We start from the raw sequence: 25,521 nt of genomic DNA on the forward strand, positions 1-25,521 counted from the left end.
ATTTTAAAGTTTAAATTCCCAACTCCATAATTTAGCGTTGCTCCATGAGAATTGATATAATTACCGTTTTACCCGAGCTGTTAAAAAGTCCTTTTGAGGCATCTATTTTAAAACGTGCCATTGAGGCAAATTTAGTGGAGATCCATTTTCATAATTTGCGTGATTATACCTCAGACAAATATAAGAGTGTTGATGATTATCAGTTTGGAGGTGGTGCAGGTATGGTCATGCTCATTGAACCCATTGATAAGTGCATTTCAGCATTAAAAACAGAGCGCTCCTATGATGACATAATTTATATGACTCCCGATGGAGAGCGTTTAAATCAGGGAATAGCCAATCAATTATCCCTCAAAAAAAATATGATTATTCTATGTGGGCATTACAAAGGGGTGGATCAACGGGTTCGTGATCACTTTATTACACGTGAAATATCTATTGGTGATTATGTTTTATCCGGTGGTGAATTAGGAGCCGCCGTGCTTTGTGATGCCGTTATAAGATTAATACCAGGAGTATTGGGTAATGAAACATCAGCCTTAACCGATTCCTTTCAAGACAATTTATTGGCCCCACCAATTTATACGCGTCCTAGAGATTATAACGGCTGGCAAGTTCCTGAAATTCTGTTTAGTGGTGATTTTCCAAAAATTGAAAAATGGCGGGAGGATCAGGCTCTTATTCGTACTAGGGAACGCAGACCGGATTTGATGGATGACTAAAATTAAAAAATGAAAAAGCACATTGTTGTATTAACCGGTGCTGGAATGAGTGCTGAAAGCGGAATTAAAACATTTCGTGATTCAGACGGTTTATGGGAAGGTCACGATGTAATGCAAGTAGCTTCACCCTTAGGTTTCCACGCTAATCCAGAATTGGTTTTAGATTTTTACAATCAGCGAAGAAGACAACTTTTAACGGTCAATCCCAATAGTGCCCATTACGATTTAGCGGAATTGGAAGAGAATTTTAATGTGACCATTATTACCCAGAATATTGATGATCTTCATGAACGTGCCGGAAGTAGTACTGTTATTCATTTACACGGAGAATTGCTCAAAGTTAGAAGCGCTATAGATGGCAGCGACATCCGGGAATGGAAATCAGATTTATTATTAGGCGACCTTTGCAAAAAAGGCCATCAATTACGACCACACATTGTTTGGTTTGGGGAGGATGTACCCCTGATTGAAAACGCAATAGATGTTTGTAAAGTGGCAGATATTTTAATTATAATTGGCACTTCCTTACAAGTATATCCTGCGGCCGGATTAATGCATTATGTGCCTCAACAAACAAGGATTTATTTTATTGATCCTAAACCAAATGTAAATCATCATTCAAACTTAACGGTCTTCGCTGAAAAAGCAACTGTTGGAGTAAAAAAAGCCATTCAAGCCATTATGGATTTATAATCCGGTAGGTCAAATTTATTCTCGGGCTTATAATTTTGGATGTTTTAGGTATTTTATGTTTCCAAAAATGTTGGGTAGTCCCTTTCATGAGTAAAACACTGCCATGGGTCAAGGGAATAGTAACGGGCTTAACATGAACATTTTCGATATGTTTAAGCTTAAATGGTCTCGTTTCTCCAAATGAAACTGATGCAATAACAGGATTTCTTCCCAGTTCTTTCTCGTTATCTTGATGCCAATCATTACTGTCCCGGCCTGTTCTATAAAGGTTGAGTAAACAAGAGGTGAACCTTACCTTTGCAATTTCCTCAATTCGTTTTTTTACAAACAGCAAATCCTCCGTCCAAGGGTATGGGTTCATGGATATACCAGAATAACTATATCCTCTTTTTACATCTCCATAAAGTGCTGTTAATCGTGGAACTTCATATTCTTTGCCAAAAAACTTTATTTTATCTTGTTGCCAACAAATTGTGCTGTATAAACTGTTGTAAAGTGCATCGCTTTTTTCCAAACGAAATACATTCTTGTAAAGTATTATGTCTGCATCTGGTAAATCAAAGTGTTCCCTATAAAGGTCCTCTTCCAAAAATTTAAACCGCTTTTGATTTTGCTGCATGGTAAATTTTTAGTTTTTATTTTTTTCTTCAATCCATTTACTCATAAACTTTGTACTTTGCAATGTTTGGTACTGAAGGAGTTGTCCTATAAAATTATGTTGTCTTCTAATGTCGATTTCCCGAATTGCTTTATTAACGTCTTGCAATACCTTTTGGCGATATTTTACATTTGAAAATCGTTTATTGATAGTCTCAAAACCAAACTGTTGCTTTTCATTCCATAGTATTTCATCTGTATATAATTGTATGGCCTTTGCCGCGAACATTGAACTGTTGTCTTCAATAAAGCCATTGGCTTTTAGTTTACCAAACATGCCTTCCGCAGCAATTGATGTCATTACACTAGGCGTTCCGTTCTGCATGGCATCGATAAGTTTACCTTTTAATCCAGCACCAAAACGTAATGGTGCTAAGCATACTCTAGCACGCTGCATCACATGGTTGGCATCGTTTGTAAAACCTTTAATTAAAAACCTTTCTTTCTCATTGTGTAACTGCTTTACTTTTTGCGAAAGATAGGCTCCATAAACATGCATTTCTGCTTGCGGTAATTCTTTTCTAATTAAGGGCCAGATGGATTCCTTTAGGAATAATATCGCATCATAATTAGGGTCATGTAAAAAGTTGCCTATGCTTATAAAATCTTGACGTTCATTAAATTTGGGTAAGGCATTAATCCATGCGCCTTTGATGGTCTCTAGCATAAAAGGTAAATAGCACAACAGATCCGGATCAATTTTGAATTCAGTTTTAAGTAAATTCATTTCTATTTCTGAAATGATTAAACTTAAGTCACTTCTATATATACTCGCTATTTCTCGCTTTGCTGTGTTATTAAATAAATAGGCTCTATCAAATTCATGATTATCTTTTAAAGCCTGCTGTCTTCCTTTGCGGAGCGCATGAAGATCTTCAGTATCCAGAATCCGTAGGGCTTTGGGACATTGTTCAGCAACCCGCCATCCATATTGCTCTTCAGTCATAAATCTATCGAATAAAACAACATCTGGATTCAATGTTTTTACAAATAGATCGAAACTTGAATCATTCAATGTTATCCGTATTGGAGAAACACCAATAGAATCCAAATCGAATGCTTGTTTTGTTTGGACACAAGCACTGGCAAAAGTAATCTCATAGCTACCGGCTTTAAAAGCTTCAATGAGTTGCATCATCCTGCTCCCGGCAGCTGAACTCTTAGGTTCAGGCCATACAAATCCAATAATCAATAATTTTTTAGAGGCCACAAATCAAGATTGTTTTATAGAAGAGGCATTGAACTGAATACCAATGCCAATTCCTTTTTTTTATTCTGGCTTAGGCATTAATCCATATTTGGCTCGTACCAGTTTAGCCCAATCTATCACCGTTTTAATTTGTGCATCGGTTAACCTGGCTTCGGAATGGGTCCAAGTGTACGATTTTAAAGGCATGTCTTTGGCTTCTACCATTTCAATAAGTTCCTCAAATTTGTGGTCTTTGCGTTTCACCGAATTACCCACCCAATTGGACATATTAAAATGTTTTTTACCATCTTTTATATGTCCGGCTAACCAATAATTCAAGGGAGTTATGCTATTGTACCATGGATATCTTGTAAAATTACTATGGCAATCAAAACAGCTTTCCTTTAAAATAAGTTTTACATTTTCCGGGGGGTTGGTTTCGGCTAAAAAAGGTTCAACAGAAGTTTTATCCCCTTGATTTTTTTCAGGACCTATAAATTGTGCTAGTAACAGAAGTATCAGTGCAAATAAGCCCAATGTTTTTGATGTCGTCATTAACTATGAATTTTTATGGTATTTTTAGAACTCTAAAATTATGAAATAATTAGATGAACACGGCGGAATTAATTAAAGAATTAAATGATGTTAATGGCTCCCGACAAAAGCGGTTGAAGTGCGCACAACTGGTCTTAAATGACCTGACTTTATTGCCTAAACTTATAGATATAATAGCTTTAGTTGATAACAAAATATCGTGTCGAGCGGCATGGGTCTTAGAGATGGTTTGTAATGAATACATTTACGCCATTGCGCCCTATTTGGATACATTCTGCAGTAGTCTTAACAAGGTACATTTAAATGGTGCTGTACGAGCAGTTTCGAAAATTTGTGAATTAATTGCTAAAACTAATGATTCCGGTCCATCAAATCCATTAAAAAAAGCACTAAAACCTTTACACAAAGAATTAATTATTGAAACCTGTTTCGATTGGATGATTAAAGATCAAAAAGTCGCGACAAAAGTACACGCCATGGAAACCCTTTATCTTTTGGGTAAAGGCAGTCAATGGATCCATAAGGAACTATCCATAATAATAGTGCGAGATTTTCAAACACAAAGTGCCGGTTTTAAAGCCAGGGCAAAACAGGTTTTAAAGAAATTGAAAAAATAAATTATAAGGCCATGACCTCTTCCAATCGTTCTTTGGGGATAATTAGCAGCTTACTGTTTACCAAACGGCCAGTTAAGGTTTTCCAGTTTTTATCTTGGTTAAAAATTGATTTCAAAATAGGGAATGCTTTACTGTAATCCTTATTATTTAATAAATTAATGGCGTACCAATACGTCATCTCCAAATTGTCGGGAAAAAGATTTTGCGCTTGCAAATACAAGTTTTCCGCCTTATCTGAATTCCCTTCCTCCATCGCCAAATCCCCTTTGTTCATATAGTTATAAGCATCATGCATTTTTATTAATCGTTCTAATTCATGTAAAGGATCTTCATGGTCTTCCACACGTAAGTCCATCGAAACATCTTCCCAAATATTACCTGTAGCTTCACCCTTAACCATCAAAATAGCAGCAGATTGTTTTCCTCGTATATCCCCTTTTTCATTTTCCGCGGCCTTCAGTGCAGCCAAAACACGATAGCTCAAATGACCTCTTGTAGTCTGAAAGGCTTGAGCCATAGCATCCCAAACGGTATTATTCAACATCATATTGGCCTGAACAGAAAAATTACGCCCCTGTTTATGACCGGCCTCATCAATACATTGGCTTCCTGTATGGGTCGCAACGATCCCCTTATGGTTTAAAAATGCAACCTGTCTGAACATCGCCCCGGGATCATTTTCCAATAACCCATTTAAAGCTTGTTCCGGGGTTAGTCCTTGTTCCATCAAAGCTAAACCTTTAGGACCATAACTGGGATTAACCAACGATTGGGTAGCCACCACGCCAACCCCTGCTCTCCCATAGGTCACCACACTACCCACACTAAACCAATGGCTTTGAACAGCCACTGCCATATCTCCGGTTAAAGAATCTCTGGCCACAATGGAATACGTATGCACAAATGGTTCTGATTTTATATAGAATTGGGCCATTAGACCTTGAGAAAACAAAAAAATCAACACTATTTGAAACGATTTCATATCACTTAAATTTTTATAAATATACCATTTATCCATGGATCATAATTAACAATCTTCCCGTCTTTTCTTAAAATCTTCTGTACAAAAAAACTATCTTTGCAACTTCAAAAGTAGAACACCATATGTCATTATCAAACTTAAATGCGATTTCCCCAATAGATGGTCGTTATCGAAATAAAGTGGAAGAATTAGCAGACTTCTTTTCGGAAGAAGCCCTTATAAAATATCGTGTTTTAGTTGAAATTGAGTACTTTATTGCGCTTTGTGAAATACCATTACCGCAACTAAAAAACATTGACATTAAAAGTTTTGTGGATTTAAGAGCGATCTACAAGAATTTTTCAAGTGATGACGCCCTGGCCATTAAAGCCATTGAAAAGGTTACTAACCACGATGTCAAAGCGGTCGAGTATTTTATCAAAGAAAAATTTGATGCTTTGGGATTATCGCCATTTAAGGAGTTTATACATTTTGGACTAACATCACAGGATATTAACAATACAGCCATCCCATTAAGTTTAAAGGAAGCTATTAACCTGATTTACATCCCTGAATACCAAAACCTTTTAGACCGACTCAAGGCATTGACTGAAGAATGGATGGAAGTACCCATGCTGGCGAGAACGCATGGGCAACCGGCCTCTCCAACTAGACTGGGGAAAGAAATAGAGGTTTTTGTTGTACGAATGGAAGAACAGTATAATTTCCTTAAAAACATTCCAAATGGGGCCAAATTTGGTGGAGCAACCGGTAATTTTAACGCCCACCATGTGGCCTATCCCGATATGGACTGGAAGGCTTTTGGAACCACTTTTGTACAACATAAATTAGGACTACATCATTCATTTCCGACCACACAAATAGAGCATTATGACCATATGGCGGCCTTGTTCGATACCCTCAAGCGCATCAACACTATTGTCATCGATTTAAACAGGGATATTTGGACCTATGTGTCCATGGATTATTTTAAACAAAAAATCAAGGCGGGCGAAGTTGGAAGTAGTGCGATGCCACATAAGGTGAATCCCATTGATTTCGAAAACAGTGAAGGGAACCTTGGCCTGGCCAATGCTATTTTTGAACATCTTTCTGCCAAGCTTCCCATTTCCAGATTACAACGCGATTTAACAGACAGTACCGTATTACGAAACATTGGGGTGCCTTTCGGACATACCTTAATCGGGTTTAAATCAACTTTAAAAGGGTTAAATAAATTATTATTGAATGAGGTCAAATTTGCGGAAGATTTAAATAATAACTGGGCTGTTGTGGCTGAAGCTATTCAAACTATTTTACGCCGCGAGGGCTATCCAAACCCCTATGAAGCCTTAAAAGGTTTAACACGTACAAACGAAAAGATAAACCAAAAATCCATTTCAAATTTTATCGATACCTTAGAAGTCTCTAACAACATAAAAGAGGAACTAAAACGAATCACGCCCAGCAATTATACTGGAATTTAAAAATGATACTTAAGGACAATCAATCGTTATTACTCTGTGGCATTTTGGTAGCGGGTATATTTGTTTCGGGTATATTTGATATTCTGGATAATTTTATGGTATTGACCCTATTAATCCTTATTTATGGATGTATTGTTGCCAATATTATCTATACAAAAAGTAAATCCATTACCAGCACTGTGGATAACCATACTCAAGAAAAAACTCCCAGTGAGCACCGGGAGTTTTAATGATTTTGTATGCATCAAAATGTTATTGAAAGAAATTCATAAGGTCACCCACTTGAGAGGCCTCAAAATTGCTGTCTCTCAAAACACTTGCCAGTGTAATCATTTTATCTGGACTCATAGCGTTGCCTAAAACCCGAACAATTGCAAACCCAATACCTTTAGAATTACCAAACACGATAACTTCATCGGCCTCATCATCATCACCAACATATTTAACTACAATGTTATTCCCCTTGTCACTAAACTCGATTAAATCGTTGTATTTTTTGTTATTCAAAATCGTCTTCACCTTAGCCAACTCGATGTCATACCTCTCTTTGTTATCTTCTTGAGCTTTAAATCCTAAGAAATTTAATCGCTTCACGGATCGATAGGCTTCCATCTGATCATTATTAAATTTGGATGCATCTACTTTAACCATAGATAATGGGAGATCTTGTGAAATAAAGTTAGCGGACTCCTGGTTATCTACAAAATACCGTTGCAGACTAACGCCATCGTCACAGCTGGTTAACCAAACTGTGACCATGACGATTGAAAATATATGCTTGATTGTTCGTTTCATGATTGATTTCCAGTCTATTTATCCTTTTCCAAATGTTGACCACCGGGAATGTTCATTTTTTGGGTCAGTTTAGAGATTTCATTCAAATCAATGTTACCGGTAAGGGATACTACAACCGTTTCTATTTTACGCGCCTTACCATTAATTTCAATTTTATCCTCCATAACCTTATCAATACCATTAACAAAGATTAAAAGTTCTTCAACATGATCTACGTCTTTACCTTCTTTTACATAAAATTTCACTTCACTACCATCATCCTTTACTTCCATAAGTTCTTCCAAGGCACTGGAGCGTGATTTAACCCATTTTGAAATATCAGCAGAAATGCTTTGGTTATCCGTTACAATGGTTTTAAAACTGGTAATACTTTTAACCATATCCATATAAGCTTTGGCTTCGGCATCATCCGTATCTATTCCAATTTTGGCTATCATTTGGAACATCTTTGGTTTAATGTTCACATAGGTTACATCAGGGTTTTCGCTATATTTTTCAAAAACACTATTTTGGGACATACCGGTTAATGGTAACATTACCATGGCCACTAACCATATTGTTAATCTATTTTTCATCGTATTTGTTATTAAAGTTGTTATTGATTTACTTATCTATTTGTTTTAAAAATGATACTTGTTGTATTTTCTATTTCTGAAAGATACCCTAAAGTAGACGTTCCTTTGTTTACCTCGTTCAGGTATCCTACAGTCGAAGTTCCTTTATTCATTTGATTTGAAATCATAGCTAACGATTTTGAAATTTCGTTAAAAGCAACTTCGGGATCATCAATGGTACCAACATCGCCGGGTTTGTTGAAAAATATCCCCAACATTAAAACAACTACTGCTGCGACAGAAATCCACTTGTAAATAAATATTCGCTTAGTTTTTAATGGAATGTCTTTAGTAAATTGTTCTTGTTGATTTACCAAAAAATACGTAAACATAGGTTTATACATTTCTAAATGTGGTGCCACCGTGTCACTCGTAAAATAGGTTTTTAACACTTGCTCTTCTTTTAGCGATGTTTCCCCCTTTTCGTACTTATTCAGTAATTTTTCTATATCATTTAATACCATAATTATGTGTATTAGTTAATTTTTCTCGTATTGTTTTTCTGGCTCTGGACAGGTTAACACGCACAGCGGTTTGGTTCATACTTAACATTTCTGCGATTTCATCATAATCATACTCCTCAATATCCCTTAATTGTATGATCAATTTTTGCTGTTCTGGGAGGTCTTCTATTATTTTTGCCACCCAATTAACGCTGTCATTTAGTTCTATCTGCTTTTGAAGCGCAGTTTGTTTATCTTCATAATTACTATGAACAATCTTTAAATTTTGTGATTGTTTTGACTTTAATTTATCAAAACAAAAATTCTTTGTCATGGTCATAGAAAAGGCTTCAACATTTTTATACTCTGCTATCTTTTCTTTATTGTTCCATAACTTTAAAATGATCTCTTGCGTGGCGTCTTCAGCTTCCTCTGTAGAAATAAGTAATCGTTTAGCTAATCGAAATACTTTATCCTTAAAAGGCATTACAATATTTAAAAACTCACTTTGAGTCATTTTTTGGTTATGGTTTAGTTTAAATCGCTTATTACCGCTATTTGAAATTACGACGAATAATGAACATATTTGTTACAAAAAATTTTTAAAATACAATAATGTAAGTACTTTTAGGGTTTTATTGACTACTTATAACAAAAGAAATTGTAATGAAAACTCAGTTAAAAGTCCCCCTTCTACTCCTCTGTTTATTTCTGTTAACCCATAGTTGTTTTCAAGACAATGATGACAATACCATTAGCGCCAACCAAATCAATGATTTTATTTGGAAAGGAATGAACTTGTTTTATTTGTACAAGGACAATGTTCCCGATCTCGCCAATGATAGATTTTCTACAACTGGCGAATATGCCGATTATTTAAACTCATTTTCACAACCTGAAGAATTCTTTGAAAGTCTAATATATCAAAGAGAAAATGTCGATCACTATAGTTGGATTGTAGATGATTACATTGCTTTAGAGCAATTCCTCGTTGGTTGCTCTGTAATAAATGGGATGGAATTTAGCCTTCTTAAAGCTCCTAATAGTGCGAATAATGTAATTGGTATAGTCCGTTTGGTTGTGCATGGTAGTGATGCCGAAAATAAAGGAATTAAAAGAGGTGATATTTTTTATGAAGTTAATGGAGTACAACTGTATTATAACTCTGAAACTGATAATAATTTTAGTTTGTTTAACTCAAGTTCCTATACCATAGCTCTCGGAGATTATAATGATATGGGAACTCAGGACCCTTCAGATGATAGGATAGATCCGAAAAACGAATCGATTACCCTCAATAAATTTGAATTTTGTGAAGATCCCATCCATGATACTAATATCTTTACTGTTGGAACAAAAAAGGTGGGATATATTTTGTATAATGGATTTAATCCTGATTACGACTCAGAATTAAATGCCATTTTTGGTGATTTTAAATCTAATGCTATTGATGCTCTCATTGTGGATTTACGGTATAATCCGGGTGGCTCCGTAAATTCGGCCATTCTTCTGGCGAGTATGATTACAGGGCAATTTACGGGAGAAATTTTTAGTACTGAAGAATGGAATAGTGAATTTCAACAAGCCATTGAAAGTGAAAATCCGGAATATCTTATCAATCGATTTGTTAATAATGATGAAGGCTCCAGCCTAAATAGTCTTAATCTGGATAAGGTGTATATTTTAGCAACAAATTATTCAGCTTCAGCAAGTGAATTGGTTATTAATAGCCTGGATCCTTATGTTGACGTTATACACATCGGCGAAAATACCGAGGGCAAGTATCAAGCGTCTATAACGCTTTATGATTCTGACGATTTTACCAGAGAAGGTGTTAACCCGAGTCATGCCTATGCGATGCAACCATTAATTTTTAAGTCATTAAATAGCGTTGGTTATACCGATTATAACAATGGATTAACTCCAGACATCAGTTTGGAAGAGGATTATTTAAATCTTGGTGTCTTAGGCAATGAAAATGAACCTCTTTTGGCTGCTGCATTATTTGAAATTGAAAATGCATCGGGAAAATTATCTGATATTAAATCCAAACAACGACTTCAGTTGCAATTACTTGAAGACAATAACTATCTTTCTCCAATACGAAGGGGTATGTATGTTGATAAACCCTTACCTTCTGAATTGTTAAATAAATTTCTTTTTGAATAAATTTAAAACCTACTTCAACTGGAGCTCTGGTAAGGATTCTGCTATTGCTCTTTTTTACTTGTTACAAGATGCGCGTTTTAGCATTGAAAAACTTATAACTACTATAAACAGTCATTATAATAGAGTGTCCATGCACGGGCTCAGAACAGAACTTTTGGTGGCCCAGTTCCAGGCGGTCAAAATTCCCTATAGCTTTGTAGAGTTACCTGAAATGCCAGATATGGCCCGTTATGAGCAAATAATAGGAGAAACCGTAGAGCGCTTAAAAATGGAGGGATTTACTCATAGTGCCTTTGGAGATATTTTTCTAGAAGACCTCAGAAACTATCGTGAACACCAACTTGCCCGCCAGGGAATCAAAGCTGTTTTTCCCATTTGGAACAGGGATACCAAGGAACTCCTGCAAGAATTTCTCGATTTAGGCTTTAAATCCATTGTGGTTTGTGCCAATTCAAAATTCTTTAATGAGGACTTTGTTGGTACTGTTATGGACAAGGATTTTGTTAAAAGACTTCCACAAGGCGTAGACCCTTGTGGTGAAAATGGTGAGTTTCATACGTTTTGCTTCGATGGCCCCATTTTTAATAATCCTGTTAGCTTTGATATTGGAGAAAAAGTATACCGGGAATACGACAATCCTAATACGGGTGATAATTCGAACGGTCCGCAAGATCCCTATGGAGTTTGGTATTGCGACTTAAAACCCTGAAAAATGCCTCCTTGTTTTGGAGGCATGGATTCATTCCATAAGGGTCCGATAATCTATTTTATAACATAATATGCAAACCTAAATTAACATTTCTACCCTTGGTTGTGTAATAATAAATTTCAAAATAATCTTCATTGAGTACATTGGTTACACTAGTAAAAAGTTTTATTTTATTTTTTATGATCTTCATACTAAAATAAAAATCTATTGTCGAAAATGCGTCAAGCTTAACATTCCCGATATCCATTCTGCTATCTACAAATTGATATTGTAATGAGGCATATGTGTTTTTACTACAGTCATATCCCAATCCAACATTTACTTTATGCTTTGGAATTCTTAAACGATATCCCTCCTTGAATTCGGTAAAGGTATAATTCGTAACGACAGACAGATCCTGCGCTAAATCAAATTCACCCTCTACTTCAACACCATGAACTCTTGCATCTTCATCGGCGTTTACATAGCCCGTGGTATACACAATTGTGTTTGTTTCCTTTCTATTATAATAGACCCCGCTTAAACGCACTCCTGATTTTGAGTTAAATTCCAAACCACTTTCAATGGTTCGGTTCTCTTCTGGTTCCAAATTGGGATTGGCACCAAAATAACCAAATAGTTCAGACAAATTAGGGGCTATAAAAGAAGTGGCATAAGAGCCGAAAACTTTAATATAACCCTGTTGTAAATCAACTGTATAGGACGGATTTAAACTATATACAAAGTGCGAACCATACTCACTATGGTTGTTTAACCTCCCTCCCGCATTTAAGTTCAAACCGAAGTCAGAAATATAAACCAGATTTAAAAATGGATCAGTATTTGTAAAACGTCTTTCTTCTGAAAATTGACTTTTATAATCACCATAATTTATACCAACAATGGTATAAAACATATCATCAAAAACATATTTATTATAAGCATCAACGATATAACTCTTAGCCTTGTGGACAGATCCAAAATCCGAAATGGTTTCTCTGTTCAATTCTGTATAAGCCGCATTAAATTGAAAACTGCCATTATTATAACTAAACTTAGGAGACACTCCTACCCGTTTTTGCTTGGAAATATAGCTGTCATTAGTATCCGCAAATGCATATAACGGTGCCGGGTAACCATCAATGTCCGTTTTAAGTTTATCATAACTTACAAAAGCATTCACACTAAAAACCTTATTGCTTTCATAACCCAATTTCACACGGGTGTTAAATCTTGAAAACATATCTTTTTCAGGGTCCATAGTTTTTGCTGCAGACATTCCATCCACGTATCTATTGGCAAAACTGGCCAAATAATTAAACTTTTCAATGCTACCACTAACAGAAACATTATTGGTGAAACTGGAAACATCATAATTTAAATCATCCTGAGGTTGATTGGTACCAACAACGGTTAAAAAACTTCCAGATATGTGGTCCTTGGAGGCCTTTTTTGTTGTGATATTAATCACTGCGGTAGCTGCGGCATTTCCATATAATGTACTTGCTGCACCCTTAATAATCTCAATGGATTCCACCGTGTTTAAATCTAAAAGGCGTAAATCGAAATCGTTGGCCACAGTTGATGGGTCATTTACCTGTATCCCATCTATTAATACAAGTACCTGTCTATTGTTCCCACCACGAATAAAATTACCAAGGTTTTGTCCTTCCACACTCCTACTGCCATTAATCTCAATGCCGGATTTAGTGTTAATTAATTCTGAAATTGTCCTTCCCTGATTTCTTTCAATTTCCTGATTTGAAATCTTAATGACCATCTTTCCTGAATTTTCTCGCTTTAAGGTAAAACGTGAATCCGTAACAACAACTTCGTTCAATTGCTCTACTGTTGTTGAATCGATTTGCTGCTGCGCAAATCCAAACAAGGATATACCCAAAAAAAGTATACCAAAAGACTTTGTTTTTTTGTTCATTTTAAATGATGAATTACTCGAGAATCGCATGTGCATTCATACGCAAACTTTTATCCCGAAAGTTTAACTAATTTGTTTTGAAAATGGCAGGTCTCCTGACTTATTACACACTAATTATACCTTCCCATCACGATATGCCGTAACAGTGGTCTAGAAGAATTAGTGTCCCTCTTAAAGGAATGCCCTATAACAATCGGACATGAAATTTACAGTTGCGGGAACAGTTCCGGATTTACACCGGATTCCCTTTTAATCAGTAATGCTTTTATAAGCCCAAATAAGAAGCGCTTTGACGCTAAAAAGTGCTTAGTACATTACCAAACCAAATTTCTTTACAAATGTAATCATCATTTTTATTTTACTGTTAGAACAATTAATATTATTTTTGAATATAAATTAAGACGCATGAAAAAGTTTCTCAATACATCACAAGGGATTATTATTTTATTTATAGTGGTTGCAGCCGGCTTTAGATTGGTTCCGCATTTACCCAATGTTACCCCTATTACGGCCATGGCTCTTTTTTCAGGCGTTTATTTTAACAATAAAAAATTGGCCTTAACTGTACCGCTATTAGCAATGGCTCTATCCGATTTATTTTTAGGCTTTACGAGTATTAGCCTATTTGTGTACATAGCTTTTATTTTAGTTGGGGTAATTGGTATGGCTATGAAGAAAATGAATATTAGATCCATTCTTCTAAGTAGTATCTTATTTTTCTTAATCACCAATTTTGGTGTGTGGTTACTCTCTTATCCAAAAACATTGAACGGAATAATAGAATGTTATACCTTGGCAATTCCATTCTTTAGAAATGCATTAATTGGCGATTTCTTCTTCGCGGGAGTTATGTATTACGGTTTTGATATCGTTTCTAAAAAGTATTTAAAGACCATATAGCATTATTGATTTTTATTTACCGATTAATAAAAACAAAACGCTTTCCGGCGTTTTTTTTATTTTTAAAATAGTAATTTTATAAACATTAATTTTAGTCTGATTTCAATGAACGATGGTCTATTTTTTTTATACTTAATAATTTCTGTGGGTATAGGAGCCTTGGCAGGTGTCCTATTTATGAAATTAAAGAATAAAGGTCTTACAGATTTGTGGCATGAGCGAATGGCTCAAAAAGACAAAGACTTAGGGTCTTTAGAAATGGCTATGAATAAAGAGATCGACCATTATAGATCGGAAATAAAAGTATTACAGACCAAGTTAACGGATTTCGATGCTTTGAAAAATGAAAAATCAAAGCTTGAAGTTGAACTAAAAAATACCGAAAAAGAAAAAAATGCGCTTAAAGATGAAAACACGTCTTTAAAAAAGGATGAACAAAACAGAATTCGGGATCATCAAAAAGCCATAGAAGCAACCATTACCCTTCAAAGTTCACTTGAAAAAGAAAAAGAACGATTAAATGATGAAAGGGTACAACAAGAAAAAGAGAGATTGGAAGCCCTTAGAGAGACTTGGGCCAATCATGAAAAAGATGTGGAAAACCATATTCGATTAATTTGTAAAAACAACGTCATTACTTATATAGAGCAAAATGACTTCCCATATGCCGGTAGAAAGCCAGATAATACCATTGAAATCTTAGACCAACTAATCATTTTTGATGCCAAAAGTCCGGCTAATGACGATCTGAAAAATTTTCCTAAATACATAAAATCTCAAACTGAAAACCTGAAAAAATATACCAAACATGAAAATGTTAAGAATGATATTTTTTTAGTTATTCCATCAAACACACTTCAGGTAATTAAAGACGTGATTTACAACATTGGTGATTACAATGTATATATTATCTCGAAAGACGCCTTAGAACCAATTATTTTAAGTCTTAAAAAAATTGAGGACTATGAATTCGCTGATAAATTGAGCCCTGAAGATCGTGACAACATTTGTCGTATCATTGGAAAATTTGCCCATACCACAAAACGGAAAATTCAAATAGAACAGTTTTTTGCCAGTGAATTTCTGGACATTCTTCAAAAATCTAAAACCTTACTTCCAACAGAAATACTCAAAAGTGTTATTGAATTTGAAAATGCCGAAAAACTTAATCCCCCGATGGAAAAAAGGAAAAAACCTATTTTAACCAAGGATTTAATAGACCAAACTAATCAACTAAAAAAAGAAATTGAATTAAGAAATATTCCTCAAATTGAAGCTAAAATCACATTCAAAGAAGATCATTAAACTTTTATCACAATAAAGTGTGATATATTTGTTTATCACATAATTATGCGATATATTTGTTTATCATGTAATTATGTGATATAATGACAACAAGTGTAATAACAGGCGATATTATTAAATCAAGGACAAATCTAAATCCAGATGTTTGGATTTCTGCCTTAAAAGAAGCCCTATCCTATTTAAGTCCCAATAATAAATATTGGAATATTTATAGAGGGGATAGTTTTCAATTGGAATTAAGCAATTTTACGGAAAGCTTTAAAGCTGCAGTTTACATTAAAGCCTGTATTAAATCTTTCAGAGGGTTGGATGTACGCATTTCCATTGGAATTGGTGAGAAAACCTATGAGGGTAATAATGTTATGGAATCGAATGGAGAGGCTTTTGTGTTCTCGGGAGAAACATTAGAAACTTTAAAGAAAGAAAAACAAAATCTTCGAATTAAAACAAACCATAAAGCACTAGATGATGAACTTAATTTGTGTTTTAGATTAGCACTGATCGCCATGGACAAATGGACCGTAAATGCAGCTGAGATCGTTAAGCTAACCATGGAACACCCTAAAGCCCTCCAAAGTGAATTAGGACAGCTGGTTGGTATAAACCAAAATGCCGTAAGCAGCAGACAAAAAAGAGCACATCTGGAAGAAATATTTGCCTTAAACAGATTATATCAAGAAAAAACAACCCATTATTTAAAATGATATTAATAAAACTCCTTTTGGCACATCTTATTGGCGATTTTTTTCTGCAACCCCGAAAATGGATAAAGGAGAAAGAAAAGAAAACCATTAGATCACCAAAACTCTATTGGCACGTTCTATTACATATGGTATTACTTTTCATAGTATTATGGGATATGACACTTTGGCCCCTTGTTGTTATTATAGGGGTTTCCCATTTTGCAATTGATGCCTTAAAGCTTATCCTACAAAAGAAAAATACAAAACGATTGTATTTCTTCATTGACCAGGGGCTTCATATTTTGATACTGTTAGGTTGCTATGCTTACCTGTCGGGAGATTCTTTTTTTGAAAATCTCCATATACCAGAACAGGGATTATTACTTCTGGTTTGTCTGGTGTTTTTAACAATTCCAGTATCCATAATTATGAAAATGATTTTTTTAAAGTGGAATATTTCAAAACTCACCAAAAATAAACAATCCCTTGAGGATGCCGGGAAATATATTGGTATTTTAGAACGCATTTTAGTGTTCATTTTCATTATTACCTCTCATTGGGATGCCGTTGGTTTTCTCATAGCGGCAAAATCTGTTTTTAGATTTGGGGATTTAAGGGAATCCAAAGACAGACAACTTACGGAGTATGTATTAATAGGCACTTTAATGAGTTTCGGCATTGCCATTGTAACTGGTATAGTTTATAATCATATAACTTAAATGTTATGTATAAAAATATAAAGGACTCACAGGTAACCATCACCCAACTCATGTTACCTTCCCATTCGAATTTTAGCGGAAAAATTCATGGGGGATATATACTGAATTTAATGGATCAAATTGCATTTGCATGTGCTTCCAGGCATTCACAACACTATTGTGTAACGGCTTCTGTTAACAAGGTGGATTTTTTACAGCCCATCGATGTGGGTGAATTAGTAACCCTGAAGGCTTCCGTAAATTATACGGGACGCACGTCAATGGTTGTAGGCGTCAGGGTAGAAGCCGAAAATATTCAGACCGGAGAAATCAAACACTGCAATTCTTCCTATTTTACAATGGTCGCCAAAGACGACAAGGGCAAGAATGTGCCCGTACCGGGTTTAATCTTAGAAGACCACCAAAGCATCAGGCGGTTTTCCAGAAGCATTGCCCGACAAGAACAGGCTAAGCACAGAACGACCAAATTCAAGTCCTCTGAGTTTAAAGTTGAAGATCATTTGGACGTCATTAAAAATCAGAATGCTAAAATTGCTATATAACTCTCTATGCCCTTAAAGTCCCTTTACTCATACTGCATAGACTTTAAGGTGTAATTATGTTCAAGGCTTTAAAAGTCAATTCGTAAAAAAGCGTTAGGCGTAATCCCTAATGAAAACTGTAGTGTTTGGATGGGCATATCCTCTTTAATGCTATAAAAATCGTTAAGTTCATTTTTTCTATTCAACAGGTTCCAAACAGATACCCCTGTATGGATTTTGGTGCCTTCAGTTAACTTAAAGTTATAAGTTGCCGACAGATCAATGCGCAGATAATCCTGCAAAGCTGACCTATTTGGATGATCAAAATTAACTTCATTATCCACTATTTCATTACCTTCAACAGGTATCGTCGCGGGCCTGCCAGTGCGCCATTGCAGTCCGGTCGATAATTTTAAATGGTTTATGGCATAACTGGTGCCAACATTTACGTTATGGGTAATATGGTAATTACTCGGAAACGATTCCTTTTGCAAGGTCTTAAATTGATAGGTATTATCCATATAGGAATAACTGAACCACATGCTTAATTGTTTTATTTGCTTTCTCAAAAGAAAATCCATACCATATGCCGAGTAATTACCGTGAGTTTTTACAAATTCATATTGATTTTGAAAGCCTTGACTCTGTGAGGTTATCCCTTTTATCCTCTTAAAATAGGTGTCGGCATTAAGTAGCCATCCTCTTTTGTTATAGGTTATACCCGCCGAAATTTGCTTTCCTCTTATTATAGGAATATCCACATTATTTGCGAGCTGCCAGCGCCGCTTTTCAATCCCTAAAAAGTCATTTTGAAAGTTTATGATCTGTGAGGTGTTTTGATGCTTAAATTCACCTAACACTTCAAACGTAAAACCATCGAGAAATTTTTGGTTAAAACTCAGTCTTGGCTCCCAAATGTCCTTGTTAAATTTACCGATATAATTAAACCGCAATCCGGCATTCAAGACTGTTTTTTTATTTAAAGATCTGTAGTTAAGCTCAGTAAAAACACCGTGGCTTCTTATAACTTCCGAACGTAAATTTCGATATAATGGGTTATCCACATCGTCCAAATTGGTCACTTCTGTCTCCACGAAATGATACCCATTCAACCAATGCAATTTTGAACTTACTTTATAAAAGGATTTTACCTTAATACTACTTTCAGAAACCGTATTTTTTTGCAAAAACCTCTGATTGTCCTGAATATTCACATTGATGGCCTTTAGGTCATAATCCGATTCATAGAATTCTAAAGTGGTTTTAAATCTGTCGTTCCATATGCGATTATAATGTAATCCTTCGGCAATACTATGTTGCACCAAACTGCTCCCTCGCGATTCAATGATCTGATTTTCAATTAGATTTTCATCAAACATCAGTTCATTATGAGCATAAATAAAATTAACCTGCAATTGGTCTTTTTCTCCAATATTATAGATCCACCTGAATGAGGTGTCGTAAAAATCAAAATTTTTATTCGTATTACCCTCAGTAGTGGTATTTGTACTCAATTCGGTATTTTGGGAAATCCTGTCGAAAAAAGCGGTATAGGTTGGTGTTTTAATAAAATCGTTAATCGATTTTCGCGCCGCTATTTGTATGGAAGATTTATTCCCCAAAGGCATATCCAAAAACCCATTGAGGTTGGTGAGATTAATTCCTAAACTTCCCTTAAAGTTTGAATTAATCTTTTTTTCTGTCCGCATTTCTATGGTCCCCGATACCCCATCTGTCAATGCGGCGGAACTCCCGTTTTTACGTAAAAAGACATTTTGGGTAATTTGAGGGTTGTACATGGAAATTAATCCAAAAAAATGACCGGATTGATACATTTTAATGTTATCCCACAATATTAAATTTTGGTCGTGCGACCCTCCTCTAATATTAATATTAGAAACGGTTTCATTTGTACTTTGAATACCAGGTAAAGCCTGGACAGAATGCAGGACATCAGTATCCGTAAGTCCCGGAAGGATTTTAAAATTTGAAAAATCGATTTCAAAAGATCCATCATTTATTCTATTAATCCCGCTAATTAAATAATTTGATATTACGATTTCGGAAAGGGTTTGGAAATCTTGTTCTAAAAAAATGTCCCTGCAACCATCTTCGGAAAAGGATGACGCGATCATGGTCTCGGTTTTATATCCCAGGCAACTTATAATAATTGTTTCGTTTAGATATATATCGGATAACTGAAAAAAACCATTTTCATTACTAATCAGGGAATTTCCAACACCGGTAATTACGGCGTTAGCAATAGGCTCCAAACTACTTTTATCTCTAATAGTACCGCAAAACAAGGGTTGTTTGTCGGGGGTGATAAGTATAATATTTTGTCCAAGAAATTTAAAGGTTAATGGCGTTTGGTTTTCTAAAATTTCCAAGGTATCCGCAAGGGATTTGGAATCATCGGGCAAGAACACCTCAACCTGAGCAATAATGTCTTCCGCATAATTAAACTTTATTTCATATTTGGACTCTAAAATGGCTAAGGTTTCGGACAAGGACTGCTTTGAATGGATATCTTGTGCAGAAATGATGTCGGCAAATAAAAGCGTTAATAAAATTAGTGTTGTTAAGCGACTAATTATTTTTCCCATGAATGACAACTTCGTTTGAACTTCTAAATTCATAGATCAAATTCAGTGGTTCGGTAATGGCTGTTAATGCATTTTCTAAATTGTCGTGTTCAAACGCTCCGGTAAAAAGCCTGTTGGAATCTGTGTCTGTTAAAGTAATCTCAATGTGATACTGTCTTTCTAACTCCGACAAGACTTCCTCGAAAGGCACAGACACAAAGGTACTCATCCCATCAATCCAAGATGGCTTCGACGCTGATATTCTTTCCTGTGAAAACGAACCATTAATCATTTTAAATACATCACCTGCATGTAATACTCTGGTAATCGAATCTGACTCGACCCTAACGGCACCTTCATAACATTTTACCTCAAAAAAATGCTCTCGTTGATTCACATTAAACTTAGTCCCAACAACGGAAACTATTCCATTATCGGTAGTAACCCTAAAGGGTTTACCTTTTGAAACCTCAAAAAACGCCTCTCCCTTAAGGTTTAAAGTTCTAACTTTAGACCAATCACTGGCATCATAAACAATTTCAGAACCTGCATTTAATTCCACTATCGTGTGATCTGGAAGTTCAATGGTTAACTTTTGATTCTCTAAAGTTATTATTTTCTCCGAATCACCAGAAAAAAAAGTGAAATAAATCCCAAGGGATATGATCAATACACTCGCTATTTTGAGGAAATAGTTGCTAAAAGACTTTCTCGTAGACCCTTGTCTTCTAACTTTATAATGGGCTTTGAATTCTGAGAAATCCTCAACCTTAAAAAATTCATCTGCCTTAAATCGTTGGGCCGAATGGATAATGTAATGGTTAAGCTGGGCATCATCCAAAGCAGTGAACATGTCCTTTTCAGCTTCACTCAAGTCATTATTCAACCATTTTCTAATTAAGTCTTCCTTGTCCATTTAACTTTATTTATTATTAAAACAACTTAAAAGGGCTTTCTCCTGATTATTTTATTTTAAAACCGGCTAACTCCTCTTTTAATAGTTTAAAGGCACTGTAAATTCTGTATTCCACAACTTTTTGGGTCACATCCAATAATTCGGCGATTTCACTGTGCTTCTTCCCCTCTACTTTACTCAGCATGAATGCCACACGCTGTTCTTCACTGAGTCTTTCCAGGACCTTCTTATACTGTTCTAAGAATTGCTTTTCCTCTATAATAAACTCTGGAGTTTCGTAGTTATAGGACTTTGACTTTCTCCGGCTGTATTTTAAAACTACTTTTTGATGCTTAATTTCATTGAGCATTAAATTGTTGGCTACAGTATATAAAAATGCTTTCGCTTTACTGGGTTTGATCTTTTTACAGTTATTCCATAATTTAATATAGGCTTCCTGGACCTTATCTGTTGGATGATACGCTGCACCGTACTTATAGTACAAAAAGTTTTGCAAATCTTGGGCATACTTCTCATAAAGGTGAGTAAAAATACGTTCAATACAGATACTCGTGTTAAGTTCTTTAGGCAAAATATTGAATATTTAATTTTTAAAGTTAACTAAAAATTTTATTAAAATTTTTGGGGTATTTGCATAATGACTTGTTATATAATAAAACCCCCACTATTAATTTATCCATTGCTATGAAGTCCCCTACCCGCCCCAATCCACTCATTTGGTCCTCAAAAGATCAAGAAATCACCTACCTAAGAAAGACCATTGTCCAACTTTCAAAATCCTTAGTCGAGCATCCCGAAGAAACCACATTAGCCATTAGACTCAAAATTTCCCTGAAAAGACTGGAAACCTTATTAAATGTGGAATAAAACTTGAATGCTTAAAATACGCCCAAAAACATGACTGAACATTTAAACAAGCTGGTTAATCAAATCTATACTTTAAAAGAAAGGGAAATCATGGAGGCTATTGAAAAAATGAACAGTTTGACAATTTTAATGTATACCAATCCACAAAATAAGACCTACACTTACAGACACAGGTTAGTGAAATCAAGGTTCGAAAATCTCATTCGTACTACGAAACAATTAAAGTATTTACAACATGAAATAAATGGTTTAAATAAAAAAATCTAATGTTTTTTCAGGATTTTTTGAATTGAGATTGTTATTACATAAAGAGGCCAGCTATAATGTTAAGTTCAAGAATCGTAATAATCATAATAATGTTCTTAGCAGTTTGTATAAGTTCATGCCGAACAGAAGAAGAAGAACTTATTCAAACTCCTGAGGAGTTGTTACTTACTGCTAATTCCACCGTGGCTAATCTTATGCTTAAGACGGTCAGTAATGACGGCTCAAACGACAATATTTTGGATAGATCCAATTGCTTTAATTTAAAACTTCCTCTTAAAGTCACGGCAAATAACCAGGAAATTACCATAAATGCTGTTGAGGATTACAAAATTGTAGAGTACATTTTTGACGATGAAGACGACGATATCGATAACCTGGACATTTCCTTTCCTATTACCCTGGTATTTGCTGATTATTCGGAAACGATGATAAACAGTATGTCCCAATTAAGCAGCTATTCCAATAATTGCAATGGTGAAAATGAAGTGGATAATGATATCGAATGCCTTGATTTTAATTATCCCATTTCGGCATCGATCTTTAATACCACTAATGATCTCATTTCTACCCAATCCGTGACCGACGATTCCGAATTTTTCGAGTTTATTAAAAACATAGACCCAAACCAAATCGTAAGCATCCAATTTCCAATAACTGTTGTATTATTTGACCAAACGGAATTGACCATACATAATTTAAAAGAATTAGAAAGCGCTATTGAAGACCATAAAAATGATTGTGATGAGGACGATGATTTTGATTATAATGATGATGATTGTGATGATTGTGCTACCGACCAATTGACGGCGTATTTAGTAAATTGTTCCAATTGGACGGTGGATAAGTTAGAACGCTATGGCCAGGACTACGATGACGCCTATTATGGGTACATATTTAACTTTTCCAATAATGGAGACATCTCGGTGTATTGGTCTGGAATAACCGCCTATGGTACCTGGGCTGCCACGGGTTCAGGAAACAACATAACCGTTACCATTGATATTCCGGGTTTACCCTATTGCAATAACGATTGGGTTTTACATGAAATATCAGAATACACAGAAACTAAAATAGATTTAAGAGTTGGAGATAACGACAGAATTCGTTATGAAAACTATTGCAACTAAAATATAAGCTAGTAGAAATAGTATGTGAAAAAGAAAAATTTCGATGGTCAAAATAATACTTCCCCAAGTATGAATTTGACGCTAGCTAAAACAGCTTCAGCGTAAAGCTGAAGCTGTTATTAAAAAACACACAACATGAAGAAATTAATTGTAATTGTTGTCGTCATCATTGTAACTATTGTTATTGGCTACAATTATATTTATCAAGACCACAGAAATATTGAAAAAGAGCAACCCACTTATCGTGCAGAAGCCAAATTGCTAGCCGAGGAATTTTCTGCAACCCCTGCAGCTTCCGAAAAAAAATACCTTAACCAAACCATAGAAGTCAGCGGTATAATTACTGCAATAAGTGATAATACCATTACCTTAGATAAAACCGTCTATTGTCAGTTTTCAATGAACATCAGTGGATTGCAGGAACACAATCGAATACAGGTTAAAGGTCGTTTTATAGGCTATGATGATTTGTTGGAAGAAATCAAATTAGATCAATGCAGTATTTCGAACTAAATAAACTTTTATAATGAAAAGCCAACTATTAGTCCTGTATTTATGTGTTTGTTGTTTAAAAGTCATTTCAGCACAAACCATTTGGACCGGATCACATACCACGTTTACGAAAGCTAATTTTGCAGATCCCGCTTTAGAGGCCAATCAAGATCGAATTACAGACCATGTTTGGATAACAAGAGGCGATATACAGGGGATCTTCAACATTAAAAAGGAAGGTGCTTATTCCAAGACTACCGGCATCTCTCCCATCGATACAGAATGGGCCTTTGGAACAACGGATAACTGGGAAAGCTTGACATACAATACCTGGGTAGCAACCATTGAAAACAATCCACCCGATATGCTAAACAGGAATATGGTACTTCACTTAATCACCGATGATATCTATATAGACCTTGAATTTACCGCATGGTCCATAGGCAGTACCGCTGGTGGAGGCTTTAGTTACCATCGGTCTACAGACTCAAGTTTAAACATTGACGATTACGATTCCATTATCGGGATACAAATTTATCCCAATCCTGCGCAGTCGTTTATACATTTTAAACATGCTAACAGGTTTGACATCCAATCCTTAAAAATTACGACTATATTAGGTCAACAAATTTTTAATTACACCATTTTAGAATCTGGTATAGAGGTCTCACATTTAAAAAACGGTGTCTATTTTTTGCATATCACCACCATTTCAGAAAAACAGGTCAAACGATTCATAAAACAATAACCCATCTAAATTATGAAACACTTCTTATTCTTACTGTGCTTAATCCCTTTAACCCTTTTTAGTCAAGATGATTTACTGGATGAAATCGACACAGATTCCACCTGGTCTGATTATGCAGAAGCTACCTTTAAAGGCTTAAAGATTGTAAATTTTGAATCCACAAAATTAGTGGCGAAAAAAGAGTTTACCTTAATTGTTTCCCATAGATTTGGCAGTTTGGAAAATGGATTTGATAATTTTTTCGGTCTGGATGAGGCCGTTACCCGCTTGAATTTTGTTTACGGACTATCGGATGGATTAAATATTGGGTTTTCAAGGAGTTCATTTCAAAAAATCTATGAATTTTCATTAAAATACCGATTATTACGACAGAAAGAAAACGGATTTCCATTTACTGTGGTTGGGTTTAACGAAATACTTATAAACACCGCCCTTGATGAGGATAACCTGCCTTTATTGGAGTTCAAGCACCGACTTAGTTACGTGGCACAACTATTAATTTCGAGAAAGTTAAGTTCCAATTTTTCTTTGGAGTTAGCCCCAACCTTTTTCCATGATAATTTTGTGTATTTGGATGAACAGGATAATTCACAGTTTGCTTTGGGATTTGGCGGTCGGTATAAATTAGGGAAGCGCTGGTCCATTAATGCGGACTATGGCTGGCACATGAACAGAGCCGATAATTCCCCATTTAAAAATCCCTTTTCTATAGGATTCGATTTGGAAACCGGAGGGCATGTCTTCCAGATGCATTTTACCAATGCACAAGGCATGAATACCAATACCTTTTTGGGTCAGGGTTCCGGAGATTGGGGCGATGGAAATATCTATTTTGGATTTAACTTAAGTAGACGTTTTTAATTAG

At 35.3% G+C, this 25,521-nt stretch carries 30 protein-coding genes and 1 riboswitch; of the genes, 18 read left to right on the forward strand and 12 right to left on the reverse strand.

Annotation, left to right across the window (positions count from 1 at the left end):
* Positions 1-44: 44 nt before the first annotated feature.
* The gene (gene trmD, locus MR054_RS09600; RefSeq protein ID WP_242157681.1) at positions 45-722 is read left to right on the forward strand and encodes a tRNA (guanosine(37)-N1)-methyltransferase TrmD; all 678 of its coding nucleotides are present in this window, start codon (positions 45-47) and stop codon (positions 720-722) included.
* Positions 723-731: 9 nt separating this feature from the next.
* Positions 732-1,415, forward strand: coding sequence for an SIR2 family NAD-dependent protein deacylase (locus tag MR054_RS09605; protein WP_242157683.1), 684 nt, complete (start codon positions 732-734; stop codon positions 1,413-1,415).
* Here the strand turns inward: MR054_RS09605 and MR054_RS09610 are convergent.
* The 3 genes from MR054_RS09610 to MR054_RS09620 are packed head-to-tail and all read right to left on the reverse strand — an operon-like array spanning position 1,402 to position 3,816.
* The gene (locus tag MR054_RS09610; RefSeq protein ID WP_242157684.1) at positions 1,402-2,034 is read right to left on the reverse strand and encodes an alpha-ketoglutarate-dependent dioxygenase AlkB family protein; all 633 of its coding nucleotides are present in this window, start codon (positions 2,032-2,034) and stop codon (positions 1,402-1,404) included. The genes MR054_RS09605 and MR054_RS09610 overlap by 14 nt on opposite strands.
* 9 nt (positions 2,035-2,043) lie before the next feature.
* On the reverse strand, positions 2,044-3,282 hold the full coding sequence (locus tag MR054_RS09615) for a glycosyltransferase (RefSeq protein WP_242157685.1): 1,239 nt from the start codon (positions 3,280-3,282) through the stop codon (positions 2,044-2,046).
* A 60-nt stretch (positions 3,283-3,342) separates the two neighbouring features.
* Positions 3,343-3,816: a heme-binding domain-containing protein gene (locus MR054_RS09620; RefSeq protein ID WP_242157686.1), complete on the reverse strand. Its 474-nt coding sequence runs from the start codon at positions 3,814-3,816 to the stop codon at positions 3,343-3,345.
* Between the two features lie 53 nt (positions 3,817-3,869).
* Here MR054_RS09620 and MR054_RS09625 point away from each other — a divergent pair, with 53 nt between their 5' ends.
* Entirely contained in the window at positions 3,870-4,433 is a 564-nt protein-coding gene (locus MR054_RS09625; protein WP_242157687.1) for an adenylosuccinate lyase, read from the forward strand.
* A 1-nt stretch (position 4,434) separates the two neighbouring features.
* Here MR054_RS09625 and MR054_RS09630 read toward each other — a convergent pair whose 3' ends face one another.
* Entirely contained in the window at positions 4,435-5,415 is a 981-nt protein-coding gene (locus tag MR054_RS09630) for a DUF1028 domain-containing protein (RefSeq protein WP_242157688.1), read from the reverse strand.
* A 122-nt stretch (positions 5,416-5,537) separates the two neighbouring features.
* Between MR054_RS09630 and purB the strand changes: the two genes are divergently transcribed.
* Both purB and MR054_RS09640 read left to right on the forward strand, forming a co-directional pair.
* Positions 5,538-6,881 (forward strand): adenylosuccinate lyase, encoded by a 1,344-nt coding sequence (purB, locus tag MR054_RS09635; protein ID WP_242157689.1) that lies wholly within the window; start codon positions 5,538-5,540, stop codon positions 6,879-6,881.
* Between the two features lie 2 nt (positions 6,882-6,883).
* On the forward strand, positions 6,884-7,111 hold the full coding sequence (locus tag MR054_RS09640; RefSeq protein WP_242157690.1) for a hypothetical protein: 228 nt from the start codon (positions 6,884-6,886) through the stop codon (positions 7,109-7,111).
* Between the two features lie 22 nt (positions 7,112-7,133).
* Here MR054_RS09640 and MR054_RS09645 read toward each other — a convergent pair whose 3' ends face one another.
* Genes MR054_RS09645 through MR054_RS09660 form a run of 4 tightly spaced genes read right to left on the reverse strand, consistent with a single transcriptional unit; the run spans position 7,134 to position 9,250 of the window.
* The gene (locus MR054_RS09645; RefSeq protein ID WP_242085128.1) at positions 7,134-7,676 is read right to left on the reverse strand and encodes a DUF4252 domain-containing protein; all 543 of its coding nucleotides are present in this window, start codon (positions 7,674-7,676) and stop codon (positions 7,134-7,136) included.
* A 14-nt stretch (positions 7,677-7,690) separates the two neighbouring features.
* Positions 7,691-8,251, reverse strand: coding sequence for a DUF4252 domain-containing protein (locus MR054_RS09650; RefSeq protein ID WP_242157691.1), 561 nt, complete (start codon positions 8,249-8,251; stop codon positions 7,691-7,693).
* A 32-nt stretch (positions 8,252-8,283) separates the two neighbouring features.
* A complete protein-coding gene (locus MR054_RS09655) occupies positions 8,284-8,754 on the reverse strand; it encodes a hypothetical protein (RefSeq protein WP_242085130.1) in 471 nt (156 codons plus the stop codon).
* Complete coding sequence (locus MR054_RS09660; RefSeq protein WP_242085131.1) at positions 8,741-9,250, reverse strand: RNA polymerase sigma factor; 510 nt, start codon at positions 9,248-9,250, stop codon at positions 8,741-8,743. Before MR054_RS09660 ends, MR054_RS09655 begins: the two co-directional genes overlap by 14 nt.
* 149 nt (positions 9,251-9,399) lie before the next feature.
* On the opposite strand from MR054_RS09660, the gene MR054_RS09665 reads away from it, so the two are divergent.
* The gene (locus MR054_RS09665; RefSeq protein ID WP_242157692.1) at positions 9,400-10,902 is read left to right on the forward strand and encodes a S41 family peptidase; all 1,503 of its coding nucleotides are present in this window, start codon (positions 9,400-9,402) and stop codon (positions 10,900-10,902) included.
* Positions 10,895-11,611: an adenine nucleotide alpha hydrolase gene (locus MR054_RS09670; RefSeq protein WP_242157693.1), complete on the forward strand. Its 717-nt coding sequence runs from the start codon at positions 10,895-10,897 to the stop codon at positions 11,609-11,611. The genes MR054_RS09665 and MR054_RS09670 overlap by 8 nt, the downstream gene beginning before the upstream one ends.
* Positions 11,612-11,669: 58 nt before the next feature.
* On the opposite strand, the gene MR054_RS09675 is transcribed toward MR054_RS09670, so the two are convergent.
* Complete coding sequence (locus MR054_RS09675) at positions 11,670-13,526, reverse strand: TonB-dependent receptor plug domain-containing protein (protein ID WP_242157694.1); 1,857 nt, start codon at positions 13,524-13,526, stop codon at positions 11,670-11,672.
* Positions 13,527-13,594: 68 nt separating this feature from the next.
* Positions 13,595-13,818: riboswitch (cobalamin riboswitch) on the reverse strand.
* 113 nt (positions 13,819-13,931) lie between these two features.
* Between MR054_RS09675 and MR054_RS09680 the strand changes: the two genes are divergently transcribed.
* The 5 genes from MR054_RS09680 (at position 13,932) to MR054_RS09700 (ending at position 17,675) form a co-directional block, all read left to right on the forward strand.
* The gene (locus tag MR054_RS09680; protein ID WP_242157695.1) at positions 13,932-14,426 is read left to right on the forward strand and encodes a DUF6580 family putative transport protein; all 495 of its coding nucleotides are present in this window, start codon (positions 13,932-13,934) and stop codon (positions 14,424-14,426) included.
* A 105-nt stretch (positions 14,427-14,531) separates the two neighbouring features.
* Positions 14,532-15,731: a hypothetical protein gene (locus MR054_RS09685; protein ID WP_242157696.1), complete on the forward strand. Its 1,200-nt coding sequence runs from the start codon at positions 14,532-14,534 to the stop codon at positions 15,729-15,731.
* Between the two features lie 83 nt (positions 15,732-15,814).
* Positions 15,815-16,435, forward strand: a complete 621-nt coding sequence (locus tag MR054_RS09690; protein ID WP_242157697.1) for a transcriptional regulator — start codon at positions 15,815-15,817, stop codon at positions 16,433-16,435.
* Positions 16,432-17,133 carry a DUF3307 domain-containing protein gene (locus MR054_RS09695; protein WP_242157698.1) on the forward strand — a complete coding sequence of 234 codons (702 nt, stop codon included), beginning with the start codon at positions 16,432-16,434 and terminating at the stop codon, positions 17,131-17,133. The genes MR054_RS09690 and MR054_RS09695 overlap by 4 nt, the downstream gene beginning before the upstream one ends.
* Positions 17,134-17,138: 5 nt before the next feature.
* Positions 17,139-17,675, forward strand: a complete 537-nt coding sequence (locus MR054_RS09700) for an acyl-CoA thioesterase (RefSeq protein ID WP_242085139.1) — start codon at positions 17,139-17,141, stop codon at positions 17,673-17,675.
* Positions 17,676-17,743: 68 nt separating this feature from the next.
* Here the strand turns inward: MR054_RS09700 and MR054_RS09705 are convergent, their stop codons facing one another.
* From MR054_RS09705 to MR054_RS09715, 3 genes are read right to left on the reverse strand one after another with little or no spacing between them, the layout of a single operon-like run.
* Positions 17,744-20,260, reverse strand: coding sequence for a TonB-dependent receptor (locus MR054_RS09705; RefSeq protein ID WP_242157699.1), 2,517 nt, complete (start codon positions 20,258-20,260; stop codon positions 17,744-17,746).
* Complete coding sequence (locus MR054_RS09710; protein ID WP_242157700.1) at positions 20,244-21,155, reverse strand: FecR family protein; 912 nt, start codon at positions 21,153-21,155, stop codon at positions 20,244-20,246. The genes MR054_RS09705 and MR054_RS09710 overlap by 17 nt, the downstream gene beginning before the upstream one ends.
* A 46-nt stretch (positions 21,156-21,201) precedes the next feature.
* Positions 21,202-21,726, reverse strand: a complete 525-nt coding sequence (locus tag MR054_RS09715) for an RNA polymerase sigma factor (protein ID WP_242085142.1) — start codon at positions 21,724-21,726, stop codon at positions 21,202-21,204.
* Positions 21,727-21,839: 113 nt separating this feature from the next.
* Between MR054_RS09715 and MR054_RS09720 the strand changes: the two genes are divergently transcribed.
* The 6 genes from MR054_RS09720 to MR054_RS09745 all read left to right on the forward strand — a co-directional run bounded on the left by MR054_RS09720 (position 21,840) and on the right by MR054_RS09745 (position 25,517).
* Complete coding sequence (locus MR054_RS09720; RefSeq protein ID WP_242157701.1) at positions 21,840-22,022, forward strand: hypothetical protein; 183 nt, start codon at positions 21,840-21,842, stop codon at positions 22,020-22,022.
* Positions 22,023-22,052: 30 nt separating this feature from the next.
* The gene (locus MR054_RS09725) at positions 22,053-22,289 is read left to right on the forward strand and encodes a hypothetical protein (RefSeq protein WP_242157702.1); all 237 of its coding nucleotides are present in this window, start codon (positions 22,053-22,055) and stop codon (positions 22,287-22,289) included.
* Between the two features lie 89 nt (positions 22,290-22,378).
* A complete protein-coding gene (locus tag MR054_RS09730; RefSeq protein ID WP_242085145.1) occupies positions 22,379-23,416 on the forward strand; it encodes a hypothetical protein in 1,038 nt (345 codons plus the stop codon).
* Positions 23,417-23,551: 135 nt separating this feature from the next.
* Complete coding sequence (locus MR054_RS09735; RefSeq protein ID WP_242085146.1) at positions 23,552-23,929, forward strand: OB-fold protein; 378 nt, start codon at positions 23,552-23,554, stop codon at positions 23,927-23,929.
* A 13-nt stretch (positions 23,930-23,942) separates the two neighbouring features.
* Positions 23,943-24,656, forward strand: a complete 714-nt coding sequence (locus MR054_RS09740; protein ID WP_242157703.1) for a T9SS type A sorting domain-containing protein — start codon at positions 23,943-23,945, stop codon at positions 24,654-24,656.
* A gap of 12 nt (positions 24,657-24,668) precedes the next feature.
* Positions 24,669-25,517, forward strand: a complete 849-nt coding sequence (locus MR054_RS09745; RefSeq protein ID WP_242085148.1) for a DUF5777 family beta-barrel protein — start codon at positions 24,669-24,671, stop codon at positions 25,515-25,517.
* The last annotated feature ends 4 nt before the right edge of the window (positions 25,518-25,521 follow it).

This window comes from Aestuariivivens sediminis, from assembly GCF_022662105.1.
GTDB classification, from domain to species: Bacteria; Bacteroidota; Bacteroidia; order Flavobacteriales; family Flavobacteriaceae; genus Aestuariivivens; species Aestuariivivens sediminis.